This is a genomic window from Streptomyces sp. NPDC001536, from assembly GCF_042894505.1.
GTDB lineage: Bacteria > Actinomycetota > Actinomycetes > Streptomycetales > Streptomycetaceae > Streptomyces.
This window is the reverse complement of the sequence record NZ_JBIAVQ010000005.1, coordinates 158,732-176,111: the sequence shown is the minus strand read 5'-3', so window position 1 is coordinate 176,111 and position 17,380 is coordinate 158,732. Positions and strand designations below refer to the sequence as shown.

Here is a 17,380-nt window from a genome sequence, read left to right as displayed (position 1 = left end):
GCGGTGGAATTTTCTCGTACGCGCAGACATAGCGGGGTGCGGTCCCGCGCGTCAGAAGGGGCACAGGGGGTGGACGTCGGGTCCGCCCCGGGGGAAGAGAAGGTGACGATGGATGCCGAAGCGCAGGACAGCTTCCGGGAGTTCGTGGAGCACCGGTCGTCCGCGCTGCTGAAGACGGCCGTGCTGCTCAGCGGCGGGGACCGGCACACCGCCGAGGACCTGTTGCAGAACGCGCTGATCAAGGCGGCCGGCCGCTGGCACCGCATCGACGAACCCGAGGCGTACGTACGGCAGATCCTCTACCGGCAGCAGATCAGCCGCTGGCGGCTGAAGTGGCCCAGACGTGAGCTGAGCGTCGCCGAGCCGCCGGAGGGACGGGCGGACGCGGACGCCTCGTCCGCCGCCGAACTGCGTCTCGTGATGCGCGGCGCGCTCGCCCGGCTCACCGCGCGGCAGCGCACCGTGCTGGTGCTGCGCTACTTCGAGGACCTGCCCGAAGCCGACGTGGCCCGCATCCTGGGCTGTTCCGTCGGCACCGTACGGTCCACCGCCCACCGTTCGCTCGCCCGGCTGCGCGCCCTCGCGCCCGAACTGGCCGCTCTGAGCGGTGGCGAGGACGTCCGGCAGCCGCCGGCCCATGACTACACACCCGTGGAGGTACGTCCGTGAACGTCGAGGAACTCGTGCGTGACTCCCTGCGGGAGCTGGCCGTCGAAGAGGCGTCGGCGGGCCCGGGGTTCGCCGACCGGGTGCTGGCCGTGCGCCGGCGCCGCCGTACCCGCAGGCTCGTGTGCGTCGCCGCCGCCACCGCGGCCGTGGTCGCCGTGAGCGTGGCGGTGCCGATGCTGAACGAAGGACGCGACGACGTACGCCCCGCGACTGTCACGCAGGGGGACGGGGTCAGCGCCCACCCCGGCCAGTCGCCGCCGAGCGACCTGATCGCGGCCGGGCGCTCGGCGCTCGCCGCCTACTACACGACGCGGCTCGTGGCGAAGAGCGAGGACGAGGCGACCCGGGAGCGGACCTACTGGCTGCTCGATCCCGACACCGGAAAGTACAAGAAGGACACCCGGTGGTCCTTCGTCGCCGTGGCACCGGGCCTGAAGACCGCCGCCGTGCTGGAGCGGACCCTGCCCGCCGAGCGGATCGGGCTGCTCGACCTCGCGACGGGGGAGGTCGAGCGGTGGATCCCGGTCGCGCACGGGGTCGCAGGGCTGGCGTTCTCGAGCGACGGGACCGAGCTGGTCGCCACGACGTACTCCGAGCACCCCGACTCGCTCGACAAGAGCGAGGGCGAGTGGACGGCCATGCACAGGGTGAGCCGGACCGGGTTCCTCCTCCTGGACCAGGCCGGGAGGGGCGGGGGTGTCTGGCACCGGGTCACGACCTCCGTGGGGGGCCGCGCCGACTTCGCCTTCACCCGTGACAACAAGCACCTGTTCGCGGCCGGGGGAGGTCTCAGCACCCTCGTCCGGCCGACGTACTACGACCTGTCGGGCGAGGAGACCGCCGCACCCGCGAACGAGAAGTACCTGCGCTGGGACGTGCCCGCGAGGCTGTCCCCGAACGGCAAGCTGGCCGCCCTCGGCCTGGCCGAGGTGAACGATCCCGCCATCGCCGGGGGGACCCTGCCCGGCCAGTCGCTCTCCTTCATCAAGGATCCCCTCACCGGCAAGGAGATCACCAAAGTCCGTGGCGCCGAACTGCTCGCCTGGGCCGACGACCAGCGGCTCATCGCCTGGGAGCGGGCCGCCGGTCCTTCCGAGCCGTACAAGGACCGGCTCGTGCTGGTCACGATCGGCAGCCACAAGGTCGTACCGCTGAGCGGCGTCCGTGAGCATCCGGAGACCGGACAGGAGCCGTGGGAGCCCGTCTTCGCCGAGCGCTGATCAGCCGTCCGTCAGCTCCTCGTAGGCCGCCCGCAGCCCGTCGACCGTCCCCCGGTCGGCGGGCAGCAGCGGTGCGCGGACCGGGCCCGCGGGCAGGCCGAGGTCGTTGAGGAGGGCCTTCACGGTGACCGTGCCGGGCAGGCCCGCCGACATCGTCAACTCGATGAGGGGCGTGGCGCGTTGCTGGAGGCGGGCCGCCCGCGTCGTGTCGCCCGCGTCGAACAGGTCGAGGACCGCGCGGAGTTGGGCGGGGACGACGTTGGCGACCGTGCTCACATATCCCGCGCCGCCCACCGCGTACAGCGCGAGGTTGTGCTCGTCGCAGCCCGCGTAGTACGCCAACTCCGTGCGGGAGATGACCTTCTGGGCCGCGAGGAAGTCGTAGGAGCAGTCCTTCACCGCCACGATCCGGGGGTGCTCCGCGAGGCGGATCAGGGTGTCGGGCTCGATACGGGTGCCGGTGCGGCCCGGGATGTCGTACAGCGCGATCGGCAGGCCGGTGGAGTCCGCGATCTGGCGGAAGTGTGCCTCGATCGCCTCCTGCGGGGGCCTGCTGTAGTACGGGCTGACCACCAACAGGCCGTCCGCGCCCGCCTTTTCGGCCGCCAGGGCGAGTGCGACGGTATGGCGGGTGTCGAAGGTGCCGACGCCCGCCACGACCGACGCCCGCTCGCCCACCGCCTCGCGCACCGCCCGTACGAGCTCCGCCTTCTCGGCGTCCGTCGTCGTGGGCGACTCGCCGGTCGTCCCGGAGAGGACCAGCCCGTCGCAGCCCTGTGTCACCAGCCGTTCCGCGAGCCGCTGGGCACCGTCGAGGTCGAGCGCGCCGCTCTCGGTGAAGGGGGTGATCATGGCGCAGAGGGCGCGGCCGAAGGGAGGGTCGGAGGGAGGGGAGTACGTCATGGGAGTAGTCTCGGCAGGGCCATCGTGAAGCTCCACTTAATTTTTCTGCGAAGTATTGATAAGTATTGCTGAGAGGTTGCTGGTGGTGGGCGCCGACAGGGCCCTATGTCCAAATCGGCACTTCATGGGTCACCATGGCCAGGACGGTCATCGGCCCCTGGTCATGGGAGGCGTCATGAAGCTCGGCAAAGCACTCGCCACCGGAGTCGCGGAAGAGCGGCCGCAGGCACACGAGCAGGCACCCGAACTCGAACTTCCGGAAGAGATCAAGGAACTGAAGGCGCCCGAAGAGGTCCCGGCCGCCCGATGAGGCTGCGGCTTCCGGAGGAACGTCCGACGGAGCCGCCGACCGGATACAAGATCGCCCACCCGGTGCTGTCCCACGACGGCACCCGGGCCGGGTTCACCGGTGTGTCGCTGGGCGGCGCGCTGCCGTACGGAGTCGTGGCCGACGCGTCCTGCGTCTACGGCCTGCGGCACCAGGCGCCGCACCGACGCTGCGACTGCGGCTTCCACTGTGTGCACGACCGCTCGACGGCCGAGGCGCTGCTCTGCACGGCCGAGCACCGGGCGGCCGTCCTGCTGGAGGTCTCGGTCATCGGCCGCTACCTCCGTTTCGAACTCGGCTTCCGCTATGCCCGCCAGCGGATCCGGGTGGCCACCGTGGGCCCCTGCACCTGCGGCACGGTCGCCTCCGCCCTGGCCGACGCCGGCTGGGGCCGCCCTGGCTGGCGCGCGCTCGCGCCCTCGTGCGCGGGGTGTCTGCGGGGCCGTACGTCCGTCTCGCTCGCGTCGTTCGCGCGGCTGGCCGGGGACGGGCTGCGGGTCGTCGCGGGGAGTGGGGCGGCGGTGGCGGACGTTGCGGCCGACGGCCTCGGCGTACCCGAGCTGGCCGCGGAGGCGGCTCTTCTCCAGGCGCGACTGGACTGGTTCCAGAGTCAGCTGGCGAAGCTGGGGGAGCGGGGCGAAGGTGGTACGGGTGACGCACTCTGAAGGGGTGCGCGGTCCGGTGCGACCAGCCATGACGCGGCCGCGGACCGAACCCGCGAAGTAGCGCGTGCGGGGTCCGCAACCGGGTACTCGTCTGCTCCGAACACAGAGAGGAGGCGGCATCGTGACCCACTCCACGGCCCCCAGTCCAGAGCAGCACTCCGTGGGTGAACTCGTCGGACAGGCCACCGAACAGCTTTCCCAGCTCGTACGACAGGAAGTGGCCCTCGCCAAGGAGGAGCTGACCGAGAAGGGCCGACGTGTCGGCCGCGGCGGCGGGCTGCTCGGTGCCGCCGGCGCGTTCGCCTACGCCGGTCTGCTGGCTCTGGCCGGTACCGCGACCGCCGCGCTCTCGCTGGCGCTGGACGTCTGGGCCGCGGCGCTCATCGTGACGGCGGTGCTGTTCGTGATCGCGGCCGTGCTTGCCGCTCGTGGGCGCGCCCAGTTGCGCCGTGCCGCGCCTGCCACGCCCGAGGAGACCCTCGGCAGCGTCAGGGCCGATGTCGAGGAGATCAGGGAAAGGGCACACCGATGACGGACAAGATGACACCGGGCGTGGCGGGCGGGGCCAAGGGTCCTGAGGAGCTGCGTCGGCAGATCGAGGAGACGAGGGGGCAACTCGGCGACACGGTCGAGGAGTTGGCGGGCAAGGCGGATGTGAAGGGGCGGGCCATGGCGCGGGCCGCGGATCTCCGGGACAAGGCCGGTGCGATGACCGTGCAGCTGCGCAGCAGTGCGGCGCAGGCCGGGCATGCGGTGCAGGACCGGGCCAGTCGGGCGGGGCATGCCGTGCAGGGCAGGGCGAGCGGGGTCGGGCATACGGTGCAGGACAAGGCGAGTCATGCGGGGCATGCGGTCGAGCACAGTGTGCCGCGTCCTGTTCGTACCGTCGTCCAGGCGGGGCTGCGGCATCCGCGGCCTGTGCTGATCGTGGGGGCGGTGGTGGGAGTCGTGGTCGCGGAGGAGGTGCTGCGGCGGCGGAACGGGCGGTAGCGGAGCGGGGAGTTGTGGGACGCCGGCCGGGTGAGTGCAGCCCGGTCGGCGTCTTGGCGTCTTGGCGTCCTGGTGTCGGGTGGGTGGGGGTGCGCGCCGGGCTGTTCTTCGCCCCCGCCGCCCCTACCCGTCCCATCCCCGGGGGCTGCGCCCCCGGACCCCCGCTTCGGCCCTGAAGGGGCCTCGTCCTCAAACGCCGGACGGGCTGAGATGACCTGGGCCGGCGTTGAGGGGCGAGGCCTGCGGGTTCGTGCTTGAGTGTCGGGTCGGCTGAAAGGTGTGGGCCTCGGAGGCTCGGCCCTCGGCCTGTGGCCGTTACTCCTGCGTCGCTCGCCACTTCGGGGGCCATTTTCGGGTGTCCCGCGGCTGCACGTACGGTTCCTCCGTCGGGGGGCGGCCGTCGGTGATGGCTCGTTCTCGGGCGAGTTCGGCGTCGAATTCGAGGCCGAGGAGGATGGCGAGGTTGGAGAGCCAGAGCCAGACGAGGAAGACGATGGCGCCGGCGAGGGTGCCGTAGGTCTTGTTGTAGGAGCCGAAGTTGGCCGCGTAGAGGGCGAAGCCGGCGGAGGCGGCGAGCCAGATGAGGGTGGCGAGGCAGCTGCCGGGGGAGATCCAGCGGAAGCCGCGGCCGCGGACGTTGGGGGCGGCCCAGTAGAGCAGGCCGATCATCAGCACCACGAGGATCAACAGGACCGGCCATTTGGCGATGCCCCACAGGGTGATCGCCGCGTCGCCCAGCCCGATCGCCGTGCCCGCCCGTTCCGCCAGCGGGCCGGTGAACACCACGATCAACGCGCTCGCGGCGAGCATCAGCATCAGGGCCACGGTCAGGATCAGCCTGAGCGGCGTCAGCTTCCACACCGGGCGGCCCTCGGGGAGGTCGTACACCGCGTTGGACGTACGGATGAACGCCGCGACGTAACCGGACGCGGACCACAGCGCCGCCAGCAGTCCGAGGATCGCGAGCACGCTCCCCGTGCCTCCCGTGTCGCTCAGCTGCACCACCGCGTCCCGCAGGATGTCCCGCGCCGGACCCGGGGCCAGGTCCCCGATGTTGTCGAGGATCTTGTCCGTGGCGCTCTGCCCCACCACCCCCAGCAGGGACACCAGCACGAGCAGCGCGGGAAACAGCGACAGCACGCCGTAGTACGTCAACGCGGCCGCCCGGTCGGAGAGTTCGTCGTCCAGGAACTCCTTCACCGTGCGCCGCAGCACCGCCCGCCAGGAACGCGCGGGCAAATCGGAGGGACTGTCCTTGTCGGCCATGACCAGGCGGGTCTCCCGAATTCCCGTGACCAAGCGCGGGCTTGACCTGAATCTTGGTTGAGGTTGGAGGGTGGGGCGTACACCGATCGCGAGCGATCGCGAGTGAGGGAGTACGCCATGACCCGTCGTACCGACGACCACCCCGACCTGACCGACCCCCGTGTCGGCGCCCCCTTCTTCAGCACTTGGCGCGTGGGCACCCCCGAGCGGCAGCGGGACACGGCGGAGGCCATCGCCCGCACTTGGGAGCGCAGGCCCTGGCCGACCCCCGATCTGCGCTCGTACCACGTCTACCTCGGCCATGACGGCAGCACGCTGCTCCACCACTCGCAGTGGACGAGCGAGGCGGCGTACGAGGCCTTCGTCAAGACACACCGGCAGGAGCGGGTCGACGAGATCGACACCGCCGTGCCCGGCATCGAGCGCCTGTGGCTCGGCCGCTACCGGCACTACCGAGGCCGCGTCCGGGAGGGCGACACCCGGGTGCCGGGGTGCGTCGTGATCGTCGACGTGGAGTTCGAGGGACCCGATCCGGAGCGGCAGCGCGCCTGGGTGGACGCCGTGTTCGAGGCGCTGGAGAGCGAGCCCGATGCCCACCCCGCCGGCATCTTCGGTCACTTCCACGTGAGCACCGACGGCACCCGCGTCCTGAACTACGCCGGGTGGGAGAACGCCCAGGCCCATATCGACGCCATGGCCGCACCCGGGGACGGCATCGGCTCGGCGAGCGCCCTCTGGGAGCGCGTCCATACCTGGCCGGGGTTCAAGAGCAGCACGGTCAGCCGGTACGACCACGCGCTGGGACTCGTGCCTGAGTGACCCGACTGGAGGGTCCATGGGCTGCATGGGGTCCATGGGGTCCATGCGGCCTCTCACCGAAAACTCTTCCCTCCTGGACAAGAAAAGTTTTCGGTGAGACTCTGGACGCATGCTGGACGTGACCGTGATCGAGGACCCCGAGGCCGCAGCCGTCTCGCTGGACCCCATAAGGGCGAGGCTGCTCGCCGAGCTCGCCGCCGGACCCGCGTCGGCGGCGATGCTCGCCGGCAAGGTCGGGCTGCCCCGGCAGAAGGTGAACTACCACCTCAAGGCGCTGGAGCGGCACGGCCTGGTCGAGCTGGCCGGGGAACGCCGTAAGGGCAATGTCACCGAGCGGCTGATGCGGGCGACCGCCGCGTCGTACGTCATCTCGCCGCTCGCGCTCGCCGCCGTCCAGCCGGACCCGGACCGGTTCCGCGACCAGCTCTCCGCGCGCTGGCTGCTGGCGCTCGGCGCCCGGCTGGTGCGGGACGTCGGTGCGTTGATCACCGGGGCGACGAAGGCGCGCAAGGGGCTCGCCACCTACGCGCTGGACGGCGAGGTGCGCTTCGCCTCCGCCGCCGAACGGGCCGCGTTCATCCAGGAGTTGACGGCCGGTGTGAGCGCGTTGATCCGCAAGTACGACGCTCCCGACGCCGACGGCGGCCGTGACCACCGGATCGTCGTGGCCGTCCATCCCACCCTCAAGCAGACCGAGTTGGAGTAGACCATGTCCAAAGAGTTCGAGATCGCCCGCGAGTTCGAGGTCGACGCCACCCCGCAGCAGGTGTGGGACGCCGTCACCACCGGCACCGGCGGCTATCTGTGGCCGATGGAGCCGCCGGAGCCCGAGGTCGGCGGCAAGGGGCCCTTCGGGTCCACCGTCACCGCCTGGGACCCGCCCCACCGCTACACCAACCGGGTCGAGAACGTCGAGGGGATCGCGGAGCAGACCGCGAACCAGCTCGACTACACCATCGAGGCCCGCGACGAGGGGCGCCGGGCCTGGGTGCGGTACGTGCACAGCGGGATCTTCGTCGACGACTGGGACAACCAGTACGACGGTGCCGCCAAGCACACCGACTTCTATCTGCACACCCTGCGCGAGTACCTCACCCACTTCGCGCCCCGGCCGGCCGCCTTCGCGACCTTCGACGGACCTGAGGCGTCGAAGGCCGCGGACGCGCTCGAGACCGTCGCGCGGGCGCTCGGGGTCGGGGAGGGCGTGACCGCCGGGACCTCGGTGAGGGTCCATGGGCCCGACGAGTTCGACGCCGTCGTCGACTTCCGCAACCCCTACTTCATCGGGCTGCGCACCGACCGGGGTCTCACCCGCGTCTTCGGGCGCAACCACTGGGGTTACCCGGTCGGCATCTCCCTGCACGACTTCACGCCGGGTGACGACATCAAGGACTGCGAAGCCGCCTGGCAGGACTGGCTGAACAGGGTGTTCAACCAGTCCTGAGACCGAGGGACCTACGGCTCGAAGCGCAGCACCTGCGGGTCGTGGTCGCTGATCTGGTCGTTGAACTCCGAGTTGACGTGCACGCTGTCGTACTCGAAGTCGCAGGACTTCCGGATCGAGGGGCTGACCAGGATCTGGTCCAGGACCTGGGCGTTGCCCTGGTAGACGTACGAGTAACGCTCGCTCTTCGGCAGCGACTTGATCGCCGACCAGAGCGCGCCGTCGGTCTCCAGGATCTTGGCGGTGTCGGAGAACTCGAAGTCGTTGATGTCACCGAGGGCGATGACGTCCGCGTTCTTCTGGGTGGCCAGGATGTCCTTGACGAAGGCGTTCACCGCGGTCGCCTGGAGGTGGCGCTGGGTCTCCGAGCTGCGCGGCACCGGCTGGTACTGCGAGGTCAGAGCGTAGTCGCCGCCCTTGGAGTTGAAGTGGTTGGCGATCACGAAGACCGTCTTGCCACGGAAGACGAACTCGCCGACCAGCGGCTTGCGGCTGTTCGTCCAGGCCGCGTCGGCCGGGTCGATACGGCCGGGGGAGACGGTGAGGGCCGCCTTGCCCTTCTCCTTCGTCACGCCGACCGCCGTCGTGGCGTCGCCGCCCGCGCGGTCGGTGAAGGAGACCCGCTCCGGGTTGAAGAGGAACACCTGGCGGATGTTGCCGCCGGGCTCGCCGCCGTCGGTGCCGTTCGCCGGGTCGATGGAACGCCAGTCGTACGCCGGGCCGCCCGCGGCGACGATCGCGTCGATCAGCTTCCGCACCGTCTGGTCGGCGGCGACCGTGCCGTCGTTGGTCGCGCCGTTGTTGTCCTGGATCTCCTCCAGGGACACGATGTCGGGCGACTGGAGGTTGTGCACGATCGCGGCGGCGTGCTCCTCGAACGTGGCGTCGGACGGGTCGAGGTTCTCGACGTTGTACGTCGCGACCGCGAGCTCGCCCTTCTTCTGCTTCTCGGTCGTCTCCCGGGCCACACCGGCGCTTTTCAGCGTGCCGATCGTGTTGGCGACGAGGGTGTAGCCGCCGAACTGGTTGTAGTCCAGCGGGCCGGCGGTGGCGCCCTCCAGGACGTCGCCGACGTTCGCCTTGGGGAAGGCGGAGGTCGCGCCGAGGGACTGGATCTGGATGCGGCCCGTGTTCTGCGACTCGTAGGAGCCGTAGACCGTGCCGCCGCGGCGGTTGGCGTTCTCGCGCGGCTTCACCGTGACCCACAGCTCGGTGAACGGGTCGGTGGCACCGGTCACGCGCACGTCGGCGACCTGGACGTTCTCGCCCTCCAGGGACTCGTAGTAGTCCAGGGCGTACTTCGACGGCTCCAGCGTCAGGCCGTTGATCGAGTTGCCCGCGGCGCTGTCGCCCGCCGGGGCGTACGCGGCCGGCACCGACGTCGCGCTGATGACCGTGGCGGCCGGGACGGCGTTGCCGCTGGAGACGACGGTGAACGTCGGCCTGGTGATCTCGGTGATCGACTGGTTGCCGGAGGCGGCGCCTGCCGGGACGAACTCCGTGACCGTGCCCGACACCGTGACGAGGTCGCCGACGGCGACGCCCTTCGGGGTGGAGCTGGTGAAGACGAAGACGCCCTCACTGGTGGCCGGGTTGTCGTCGGCGTTCGGGTCCTGGATCCAGAAGCCTCTGGAGGAGCCGTAGGTGCGGATGCCGGTGACGATTCCGGACACGTCCGTGACGGCCTTGCCCGCGTACGGGGATATGCGCGTGGTGCCCTGGATGTCGTGGATGGCCACGGAGTCCGCGTGCGCGGGGGAGGTCAGGACGATGGTGGACGCCGCGGAACAGACAGCGGCGACGGTGAGCGCGGCGAGGCGCGCAGAGGACTTGCTCGGCAACGGGATCCCTCCGGGGACGTGCGTGGGCGCCGGGACGAGGGTGAAACGTGTGGGAGCCGAACCGGTGGGGCGGTGCGACGCGCGTAGAAATTACAGTGAACAGATGTCCAGCAGATTTCTACGCGCGTAATCTCCTGCCTGGTCAGGCCACTTGTCAAGGTTTCGGCCATGTACACGGCCCTACGGGTAGATGAACCGGGCGGCATGGGTGGAAATCCGTCTAGGCTGAGCGGCTGAGTGGTCACGACGTGTCTCTAGGAGAACCAGCCGATGTCAGACAGCTCCCCCTTGCCGCCGGTGCGGCTGCACCCCGAAGCGGAGCTGGCGCGGGACGCGCTGTCCACGCCGTTGCTGTCCCGGGCCGCCCGGCTCGCCCGCTGGGCCGGCCCCGACACCCGCGTCGACGCGGGCGGCGAGCTCGTCGAGGAGCAGCTGCCCGCCGCCGCCGAGCTGCTTGGTCTGACCGGGGACGACGCCGCCGCCTACGCGAGCGAGGCCTGGCGGGTCGCCGTCGACACCGGACTCGTCGAGATCGCCGACGAGGAAGAGGGCACCGTCGCCGCGGGCGAGGAGCTCGCCCTGCTCACCGGTGGTGCGCCGCACGACGTGCTCGCCGTGTGGCTGACGGCGCTGGAGACGGTGCTCGCCGACGCGAGCGTGCCGGACCTGGACGACCTGGTCGGCGCCATGGACGAGAGCGGCGAACTCGACCTCTCCTCGGTGGACTGGGACCCGGAGGCCGAGGCCGAGTTCCTCGACGGCGTGCTCGGCAATCTGTATCTGCTGACCGTCAACGAGGAGGGGCCCGGCGACGGACCCGTGCCGCTGCCGGCGCTCGCCGCCTCGATGATCGTGCCCAGCGACATGGGGGAGCCCACCAACGACGTCCTGGAGCAGGTCTCCGACGCGATGATGCGCCTCGACGACCAGTTCCGGCTGCTGGAGCCGGTCGGTCTGGTCGAGTACCAGCCCGTCGACGAGGCGCTCATGGCCGACGCCGACGAGGAGCCGGCCGCACCGGTCGACGACACCGACGTGTCGCGGTACGGCATGGTCCGGCTCACCCCGCTCGGGATGTACGGGCTGCGGGCGCGGCTGCTGGAGGCCGGCTTCTCGGCGCCCGCGGTCGGGGACCTCGCCGACAAGGGTGCGGACGCGCTCCTCGACGGCACCGCCCACTTCCCGCCGGCTGCCGCGCAGGCCGAGACCGAGCAGTGGCTGGCCCGCCGCGAACCCCTCGCCGCGGCGCGGGAGTTGCTCGCGGCGGCCCGGGGCGCGGACACGGGCGCGCCACTGCGCAGGCTGCGGTGTCAGCAGGCGCTGTCGTTGGTGGGCGCCGCCGCCGAGCCCGCCCTGCGGGAAGTGCTCGACGACGCGGAGCTCGGTGGTCTGGCCCGGGTCTGGCTGAGCGAGCGGGGCGCGTCCGACGTTCCGCCGCCGTCCGAGTCGATGATCTTCTGGCTGACCGTGGACACGGTTGCCGCGCAGCTGGCGGCCGAAGGGAACTCCGACGAGCTGAGGGCCCTGGTCGAGGGGCTGGCACAGCAGCACAGCGGATTCTTCTCGGCGGCCTGGCGGGTGGATCACCCGGCGACCGCGGATGTGCTGGAGGCGATGGGGCGCCTGCATCCGGACAAGAAGATCGCGAAGGAAGCGCGGAAGGCGGCGTTCAAGGCGCGGTCGCAGCAAGGGGGTTGAGCCCGTGCCGCGGGTGCGGGTCGGGTGTGGCTGATCGCGCGGATCCGGTGCGCCCCTTTCGGGGCGTCGCGGTGACCGGTGGCGGTTCATCGAAGCCGGTCCGCTGAGTCTGCCCGTTATTCAACTGGTGTTCAGGCATGGGCGGGAACGTGGCGCCGACCCGAGGTCCGCCACCCTCCACGGCACACCCACCGCCACACAGGAGACACCATGTCGCTCACCCGCAGGGACTTCGCCACGAAATCCGCGATCACCGGTGCCGGGGTCGCGCTGGCGGGCAGCGTCGGCGCCCTCGCCACCGCGCCGAACGCCCTCGCGTCCACCGACACCGAGAGCGTGGGCGAGGAGTCGGACATCGCCCGCGGACACGGCGGCGTCGGGTACGGACCGCTCCTGCCCGACCCCGACGGCATCCTCGCGCTGCCCGCCGGGTTCAAGTACCGCGTCATCACCTACAGCGGGAAGACCAAGCTGGAGTCGGGCGAGATCACGCCCTCCAACCACGACGGCACGGCCACCTTCGCGGGCCCGCGCGGCACCACCCTGCTCGTCAACAACCATGAGCTCAAGGGCCCGCGCGCCAACTGGAAGTACCCCGTGCCGCTCACCGAGGGCCTCGTCTACGACCCCGCCGCGTCCGGCGGCTGCACGGTCGTCGAGGTGCGCCCCGACGGACAGGTCGCCGAGTGGGTCGGCATCGCCGGCACCTCCACCAACTGCGCGGGCGGCAGCACCCCTTGGGGCACCTGGCTCACCTGCGAGGAGAACTCCGACCGGGCCGGCACCAACGGCATGACCAAGGACCACGGCTACGTCTTCGAGGTCGACCCCATCGACCGCCGGGCCAACAAGAACCCCAAGCCCCTGAAGTTCTTCGGCCGTTACGACCACGAGGCCGTCGTCATCGACCCCAAGCGCGGCCACGCCTACCTCACCGAGGACGCCGCGAGCCCCAACGGCCTGCTCTTCCGCTGGACCCCGCCGAAGGGCTTCGCGTACGGCCGCGGCAAGTTCCGCGCCCTCGCCGACGACGCCGGTGTCCTCCAGGCGCCCAAGTGCTTCGACGCCGGCGGCAAGTTCGTCGACGACCTCTCCCGCGCCACGAAGATCGGCACGGTCTACGGCGTCGACTGGATCGACGTTCCCGACCGCGACGCGAAGACCGTCCCCGTCCGCAAGCAGTTCGCCGCCGGTGAGATCACCCGCGCCCGCAAGCTGGAGGGCATGTGGTGGGGCGACGGCGGCGCCTACATCGTCTCCTCGTACGCCCGTGACGAGAGCCCCGTCCAGCACGACGGCCAGGTCTGGTTCTACGACCCCAAGCGCCGCACGCTGACGTTGAAGGTCCTGCTGGGCGTCAACCCCGACCCGTCCAAGGACGGCGCCTTCGACGGCCCCGACAACATCACCGTCTCCCCCTACGGCGGCCTCGTCATCGCCGAGGACGGCGAGGGCGTCCAGCACCTGTTCGGCGCCACCGACAGCGGCCGCACCTACCCCATCGCCCGCAACGAACTCAACATCGGCACCGAGGACGAGCCCGAGTACAGCGAGTTCACCGGCGTCACCTTCTCGCCCAGCGGCCGCACCCTGTACGCCAACATCCAGACGCCCGGAATCATGCTCGCCATCACCGGTCCCTGGAAGCGCCAGAAGCGCGGGTAATTAATTCGCTCGCCCGTTCCGCGGCCTCCCTCCTAGAGTGATGAACGTCCAGGTGCGAAGGCAGGACCTACTTCCACTCTTAATGGGGAGGCCGCGGGTTCGAATCCCGCCACCGGTACCACGTGCCGGTGTAGCTCAGAGGCAGAGCACCTAATGTCGGTTCCGCCGACCTGAACTCTGGACACCACAACTTCATGCACCTCCCGGTGCGCGGGCCGCGGCTACTTCTTCTCCAAAAAGAATCCGATGCCGCAGCCGACTTGATCTCGGGAGGCGCAGCTCATGGTGGGTGCCCGGTGCGCAGGCAGCGGATACTTCGGGAACTGGTGGGGGCGAGTCCCCCGTGCGGGTTCGAATCCCGTCATCGACTCAGGGTCGGTGTGGCGGAACGGAAGACGCGCCAGTTTATAGTCACCGCAGTCGACTTCGACCTCGGGCACCCTCCTTTTGCTGTGCCTCCCTCCGGAACTTCCATGAATTCGGGGGAATTCAGCATGTCGCGATTCAACAAGCGAGCCGCAAAGGCACAGCCCACCTCGCGCGTCACCTCGACGGGCCGAGTACTCCGTACCTATGAGGGCGGCCGAGGCCACGAGCGGGACAAGCGCTCCGAGCTCTTCCTGCTCGCCGTCGCCAACTTCGTCTCGCAGCGGACCTTTTACGAGGCCGGCTCCGACCGCGACGACCGGTTCGCGAAGCTCGTACGCGAGCTCGCCGTCACCGACCCGACGTGGACCGCCGGTCTGCTCGGCTGGCTGCGCGGCGAGGGCAACCTCCGTACCGCCTCGATCGTGGGCGCCGCCGAGTACGTACACGCACGCCTGGAGGCGGGTGTCACCGACGGTCCGTCGAACCGGCAGGTCATCGACTCCGTGCTCCGGCGGCCGGACGAGCCCGGCGAGCTGCTCGCGTACTGGACGGCGACGTACGGCCGCGCGGTGCCCAAGCCCGTCAAGCGCGGTGTCGCCGACGCCGTCCAGCGTCTCTACAGCGGCAAGTCGCTGCTGAAGTACGACACCGCGTCCAAGGGCTACCGCTTCGGCGACATCCTCAACCTGGTGCACGCGGCGCCCGACGCGGACAAGCCGTGGCAGGGCGAGCTGTTCCGCTACGCACTGGATCGCCGGCACAACCCGGACACGGCCGTGCCGCCCGCGTCGAACACCGTGCTCACCGCGCACCGCGAGCTGATGGCGCTGCCGGTCGAGCAGCGGCGTGCGGTCGTCGCGTCCGAGGGCGGTGCCGAGCGGCTCGCGGCGGCCGGGATGACGTGGGAGGCGCTGGCCGGATGGCTCCAGGGCCCGATGGACAAGGCGGCCTGGGAGGCCGTGATCCCGTCCATGGGTGCCATGGCGCTGGTCCGCAACCTGCGGAACTTCGACCAGGCCGGGGTCTCCGACGAGGTCGCGGCCCAGGTCGCGGCACGGATCAGTGACCCGGCGGAGGTCGCGCGGTCGCGGCAGTTCCCCTTCCGGTACCTGGCCGCGTACCAGCACGCGCCCTCGCTGCGCTGGGCGTACCCGCTGGAGCAGGCGCTCGGCCACTCGCTGGCCAACGTGCCCGCGCTGCCCGGCCGGACGCTGGTCCTGGTCGACCGTTCGGGCTCGATGTGGGCGCGTCTCTCGGACCGCTCGCAGCTCAACCGGGCCGACGCGGCGGCGATCTTCGGTACGGCGCTGGCGCTGCGGGCGCAGGACGCGGACCTGGTGGAGTTCGGTACCACCAGCCGGCGTCTGAAGATCCGCAAGGGCGAGTCGGTGCTGAAGATCCTGGGCCGCTTCGGCGACCTGGGCGGCACCGACACCACCTCGGCGGTCCGTGCGCACTACCGGGGGCAGGACCGGGTGCTGATCGTCACCGACGAGCAGTACACGTTCAACCGGCACGGTGACCCGACCCAGCAGGTCCCCGCCCATGTGCCGGTCTACACCTGGAACCTCGCCGGCTACCGCGCGGGCCACGGCAAGTCGGGCAAGGGGAACCGGCACACCTTCGGGGGCCTGACGGACGCGGCCTTCCGGATGGTTCCGCTGCTGGAGAGCGCTCGGGACGCCGACTGGCCGTGGGCCGCCTGAGCGGTGACAAGCGTGGCCCGCACTTCACGGGGAGTGCGGGCCACACCCTTGTTGAGACCTGAACTGACATCTAACATTTCAGCCCGTGGAGGCCATACCGCGCACGTTGCTCAGGGACCGCGCCTACGAAGCCATCCGGGACGCCATCGTCGCCGGTGAGCTCGAACCCGGCGCGGTGGTGCGGGACGCCGATCTGGCGGAGCGGCTCGGGCTGTCCCGGGCGCCGGTGCGGGAAGCCTTCTCCCGGCTCGTCGACGAGGGGCTGCTGGAGAGCAAGCCGCAGAGCTATACGCGGGTGACCCCGCTGCTGCCCGGTGAGGTGCGGGACGCCGCGGCGGTGGTGGGGGCCATGCACGAACTCGTCACCCGGGTCGCCGTGCCCCGGCTGTTCGCCGCGGACGTCGAGACGATGCGCGCGGCCAACGAGCGGTTCGCGGCGGCCGTCGCCACGGGGGACGTGGACACCGCCCTCCAGGCCGACGACGAACTCCATGACGTCCTCGTCCGTGTCAGCGGCAACCGCGCGGCGGCCGCCACCGCCGCCCGTTACACCCCGCTCATCCGCCGACTGGAGCGACGGCGCTTCGGCGAAGGCGGCAGCTGCCGTTCCGCCGGGCTGCACGAGCGGCTCATCGAGGCCTGCGCGGCCGGTGACGTGGCCGAGGCGGTCCGGGTCACGGCCGAGATCTGGCGCGGCCTCGCCGAACTGGCCGACAGCGACTGACCCCGTCCCGGGAGGACCCATGTCCCTTTCCTCGTACGACCGTTATCCCCTCCTCTTCGGCCCCTCGCCCGTGCACTCGCTGGACCGCCTCACCGCCCACCTCGGCGGTGCGGCCATCTGGGCCAAGCGTGAGGACTGCAACTCCGGTGTGGCGTACGGCGGGAACAAGACCCGCAAGCTGGAGTACCTGATCGCCGACGCCCTCGCGCAGGGCTGCGACACCCTGGTCTCGATCGGTGGGGTGCAGTCCAACCACACCCGTCAGGTCGCGGCCTGTGCCGCCCGTGCCGGGCTCAAGTGCGTGCTGGTGCAGGAGAGTTGGGTGGACTGGCCGGACGCCGTGTACGACAAGGTCGGCAACATCCTGATCAGCCGGCTCGCCGGGGCCGACGTACGGCTGGTGAAGGCCGGGTTCGGGATCGGGTTCAAGGAGAGCTGGGAGCAGGCGCTCAGGGAGGTCGAGGAGTCGGGCGGCAAGCCGTACGCCATCCCGGCCGGCGCCTCCGACCATCCGCTCGGCGGTCTCGGCTTCGCCGGGTGGGCGTACGAGGTCGCCGAGCAGGAACGGGAGTCGGGGGTCTTCTTCGACACCGTGGTCGTGTGCTCGGTGACCGGATCCACCCAGGCGGGGATGGTCGCCGGGTTCGCCGCCCTGGAGGAGGCGGGCGGACGGTCGCGCCGGGTGCTCGGCATCGACGCGTCCGCGAAGCCCGCCGCCACCCGTGAGCAGATCGCCCGGATCGCCCAGAACACCGGGCAACTCATCGGTGTCAAGCGGGAGTTGACCGAGTCGGGCATCGAGCTGGACGACCGGTACCACGCGGGCGTCTACGGCATCCCCGACGAGACCACCCTCGCGGCGATGCGGCTCGCCGCCCGCACCGAGGGGATGGTCACCGACCCCGTGTACGAGGGGAAGTCCATGGCCGGGCTCGTCGATCTCGTCGAGCGCGGGGAGATCGGGCGGGACTCCACCGTCCTGTACGCCCACCTTGGCGGGCAGCCGGCGCTGAACGCGTACAGCGCGCTCTTCTAGATCCTCCGTACGGGAGGGGAACGGCACGGCCGGGTCC

The 17,380-nt window shown here is 70.7% G+C and carries 17 protein-coding genes and 1 pseudogene; 15 read left to right on the top strand and 3 right to left on the bottom strand.

All coding sequences use genetic code 11. The features are described from left to right. The first annotated feature begins 108 nt into the window (after window positions 1-108). Together ACFY0U_RS16275 and ACFY0U_RS16270 are read left to right on the top strand one after the other, a co-directional pair. A complete protein-coding gene (locus tag ACFY0U_RS16275; protein ID WP_388635678.1) occupies window positions 109-669 on the top strand; it encodes a SigE family RNA polymerase sigma factor in 561 nt (186 codons plus the stop codon). After that, complete coding sequence (locus tag ACFY0U_RS16270; RefSeq protein ID WP_388635676.1) at window positions 666-1,889, top strand: WD40 repeat domain-containing protein; 1,224 nt, start codon at window positions 666-668, stop codon at window positions 1,887-1,889. The genes ACFY0U_RS16275 and ACFY0U_RS16270 overlap by 4 nt, the downstream gene beginning before the upstream one ends. On the opposite strand, the gene dapA is transcribed toward ACFY0U_RS16270, so the two are convergent. Beyond that, window positions 1,890-2,792: a 4-hydroxy-tetrahydrodipicolinate synthase gene (dapA, locus tag ACFY0U_RS16265; RefSeq protein WP_388635674.1), complete on the bottom strand. Its 903-nt coding sequence runs from the start codon at window positions 2,790-2,792 to the stop codon at window positions 1,890-1,892. A 175-nt stretch (window positions 2,793-2,967) separates the two neighbouring features. Here dapA and ACFY0U_RS16260 point away from each other — a divergent pair, with 175 nt between their 5' ends. From ACFY0U_RS16260 to ACFY0U_RS16240, 5 genes and pseudogenes are all read left to right on the top strand, one after another. Beyond that, a complete protein-coding gene (locus ACFY0U_RS16260; protein ID WP_388635672.1) occupies window positions 2,968-3,102 on the top strand; it encodes a hypothetical protein in 135 nt (44 codons plus the stop codon). Continuing rightward, window positions 3,099-3,785: a hypothetical protein gene (locus ACFY0U_RS16255; protein WP_388635670.1), complete on the top strand. Its 687-nt coding sequence runs from the start codon at window positions 3,099-3,101 to the stop codon at window positions 3,783-3,785. Before ACFY0U_RS16260 ends, ACFY0U_RS16255 begins: the two co-directional genes overlap by 4 nt. A gap of 121 nt (window positions 3,786-3,906) precedes the next feature. Continuing rightward, window positions 3,907-4,317, top strand: a complete 411-nt coding sequence (locus tag ACFY0U_RS16250) for a phage holin family protein (RefSeq protein ID WP_388635668.1) — start codon at window positions 3,907-3,909, stop codon at window positions 4,315-4,317. Further along, window positions 4,314-4,775, top strand: coding sequence for a DUF3618 domain-containing protein (locus tag ACFY0U_RS16245; protein WP_388635666.1), 462 nt, complete (start codon window positions 4,314-4,316; stop codon window positions 4,773-4,775). Before ACFY0U_RS16250 ends, ACFY0U_RS16245 begins: the two co-directional genes overlap by 4 nt. A gap of 30 nt (window positions 4,776-4,805) precedes the next feature. After that, a pseudogene (locus ACFY0U_RS16240) lies at window positions 4,806-4,986 on the top strand (cobyrinic acid a,c-diamide synthase); the annotation flags it as partial. Window positions 4,987-5,090: 104 nt separating this feature from the next. On the opposite strand, the gene ACFY0U_RS16235 reads toward ACFY0U_RS16240, so the two are convergent. Then, entirely contained in the window at window positions 5,091-6,041 is a 951-nt protein-coding gene (locus tag ACFY0U_RS16235) for a YihY/virulence factor BrkB family protein (protein ID WP_388635664.1), read from the bottom strand. Window positions 6,042-6,158: 117 nt separating this feature from the next. Between ACFY0U_RS16235 and ACFY0U_RS16230 the strand changes: the two genes are divergently transcribed. The 3 genes from ACFY0U_RS16230 (at window position 6,159) to ACFY0U_RS16220 (ending at window position 8,304) form a co-directional block, all read left to right on the top strand. Beyond that, window positions 6,159-6,860, top strand: coding sequence for an antibiotic biosynthesis monooxygenase (locus tag ACFY0U_RS16230; RefSeq protein ID WP_388635662.1), 702 nt, complete (start codon window positions 6,159-6,161; stop codon window positions 6,858-6,860). Window positions 6,861-6,969: 109 nt separating this feature from the next. After that, window positions 6,970-7,566, top strand: a complete 597-nt coding sequence (locus ACFY0U_RS16225) for an ArsR/SmtB family transcription factor (protein ID WP_388635660.1) — start codon at window positions 6,970-6,972, stop codon at window positions 7,564-7,566. A 3-nt stretch (window positions 7,567-7,569) separates the two neighbouring features. Continuing rightward, window positions 7,570-8,304, top strand: coding sequence for an SRPBCC domain-containing protein (locus ACFY0U_RS16220; RefSeq protein ID WP_388635658.1), 735 nt, complete (start codon window positions 7,570-7,572; stop codon window positions 8,302-8,304). Window positions 8,305-8,315: 11 nt separating this feature from the next. Here ACFY0U_RS16220 and ACFY0U_RS16215 read toward each other — a convergent pair whose 3' ends face one another. Then, a complete protein-coding gene (locus ACFY0U_RS16215) occupies window positions 8,316-10,145 on the bottom strand; it encodes an endonuclease/exonuclease/phosphatase family protein (RefSeq protein WP_388635656.1) in 1,830 nt (609 codons plus the stop codon). Between the two features lie 270 nt (window positions 10,146-10,415). Between ACFY0U_RS16215 and ACFY0U_RS16210 the strand changes: the two genes are divergently transcribed. From ACFY0U_RS16210 to ACFY0U_RS16190, 5 genes are all read left to right on the top strand, one after another. Further along, the gene (locus tag ACFY0U_RS16210; RefSeq protein ID WP_388635654.1) at window positions 10,416-11,843 is read left to right on the top strand and encodes a hypothetical protein; all 1,428 of its coding nucleotides are present in this window, start codon (window positions 10,416-10,418) and stop codon (window positions 11,841-11,843) included. A 210-nt stretch (window positions 11,844-12,053) separates the two neighbouring features. Next, entirely contained in the window at window positions 12,054-13,508 is a 1,455-nt protein-coding gene (locus tag ACFY0U_RS16205) for an alkaline phosphatase PhoX (RefSeq protein ID WP_388635652.1), read from the top strand. 494 nt (window positions 13,509-14,002) lie between these two features. After that, the gene (locus ACFY0U_RS16200; protein WP_388635650.1) at window positions 14,003-15,583 is read left to right on the top strand and encodes a TROVE domain-containing protein; all 1,581 of its coding nucleotides are present in this window, start codon (window positions 14,003-14,005) and stop codon (window positions 15,581-15,583) included. 94 nt (window positions 15,584-15,677) lie between these two features. Further along, complete coding sequence (locus ACFY0U_RS16195) at window positions 15,678-16,307, top strand: GntR family transcriptional regulator (protein WP_388636259.1); 630 nt, start codon at window positions 15,678-15,680, stop codon at window positions 16,305-16,307. Window positions 16,308-16,326: 19 nt separating this feature from the next. Then, window positions 16,327-17,343, top strand: coding sequence for a 1-aminocyclopropane-1-carboxylate deaminase (locus ACFY0U_RS16190; protein ID WP_388635648.1), 1,017 nt, complete (start codon window positions 16,327-16,329; stop codon window positions 17,341-17,343). The last annotated feature ends 37 nt before the right edge of the window (window positions 17,344-17,380 follow it).

What these genes read in the sequence shown, in the direction of transcription:
- ACFY0U_RS16275 (WP_388635678.1), top strand. Translation starts at nt 109, where the DNA reads ATGGATGCCGAAGCGCAGGACAGCTTCCGGGAGTTCGTGGAGCACCGG.
- dapA (WP_388635674.1), bottom strand. Translation starts at nt 2,792, where the DNA reads ATGACGTACTCCCCTCCCTCCGACCCTCCCTTCGGCCGCGCCCTCTGC.
- ACFY0U_RS16260 (WP_388635672.1), top strand. Translation starts at nt 2,968, where the DNA reads ATGAAGCTCGGCAAAGCACTCGCCACCGGAGTCGCGGAAGAGCGGCCG.
- ACFY0U_RS16255 (WP_388635670.1), top strand. Translation starts at nt 3,099, where the DNA reads ATGAGGCTGCGGCTTCCGGAGGAACGTCCGACGGAGCCGCCGACCGGA.
- ACFY0U_RS16245 (WP_388635666.1), top strand. Translation starts at nt 4,314, where the DNA reads ATGACGGACAAGATGACACCGGGCGTGGCGGGCGGGGCCAAGGGTCCT.
- ACFY0U_RS16235 (WP_388635664.1), bottom strand. Translation starts at nt 6,041, where the DNA reads ATGGCCGACAAGGACAGTCCCTCCGATTTGCCCGCGCGTTCCTGGCGG.
- ACFY0U_RS16230 (WP_388635662.1), top strand. Translation starts at nt 6,159, where the DNA reads ATGACCCGTCGTACCGACGACCACCCCGACCTGACCGACCCCCGTGTC.
- ACFY0U_RS16225 (WP_388635660.1), top strand. Translation starts at nt 6,970, where the DNA reads ATGCTGGACGTGACCGTGATCGAGGACCCCGAGGCCGCAGCCGTCTCG.
- ACFY0U_RS16220 (WP_388635658.1), top strand. Translation starts at nt 7,570, where the DNA reads ATGTCCAAAGAGTTCGAGATCGCCCGCGAGTTCGAGGTCGACGCCACC.
- ACFY0U_RS16210 (WP_388635654.1), top strand. Translation starts at nt 10,416, where the DNA reads ATGTCAGACAGCTCCCCCTTGCCGCCGGTGCGGCTGCACCCCGAAGCG.
- ACFY0U_RS16205 (WP_388635652.1), top strand. Translation starts at nt 12,054, where the DNA reads ATGTCGCTCACCCGCAGGGACTTCGCCACGAAATCCGCGATCACCGGT.
- ACFY0U_RS16200 (WP_388635650.1), top strand. Translation starts at nt 14,003, where the DNA reads ATGTCGCGATTCAACAAGCGAGCCGCAAAGGCACAGCCCACCTCGCGC.
- ACFY0U_RS16190 (WP_388635648.1), top strand. Translation starts at nt 16,327, where the DNA reads ATGTCCCTTTCCTCGTACGACCGTTATCCCCTCCTCTTCGGCCCCTCG.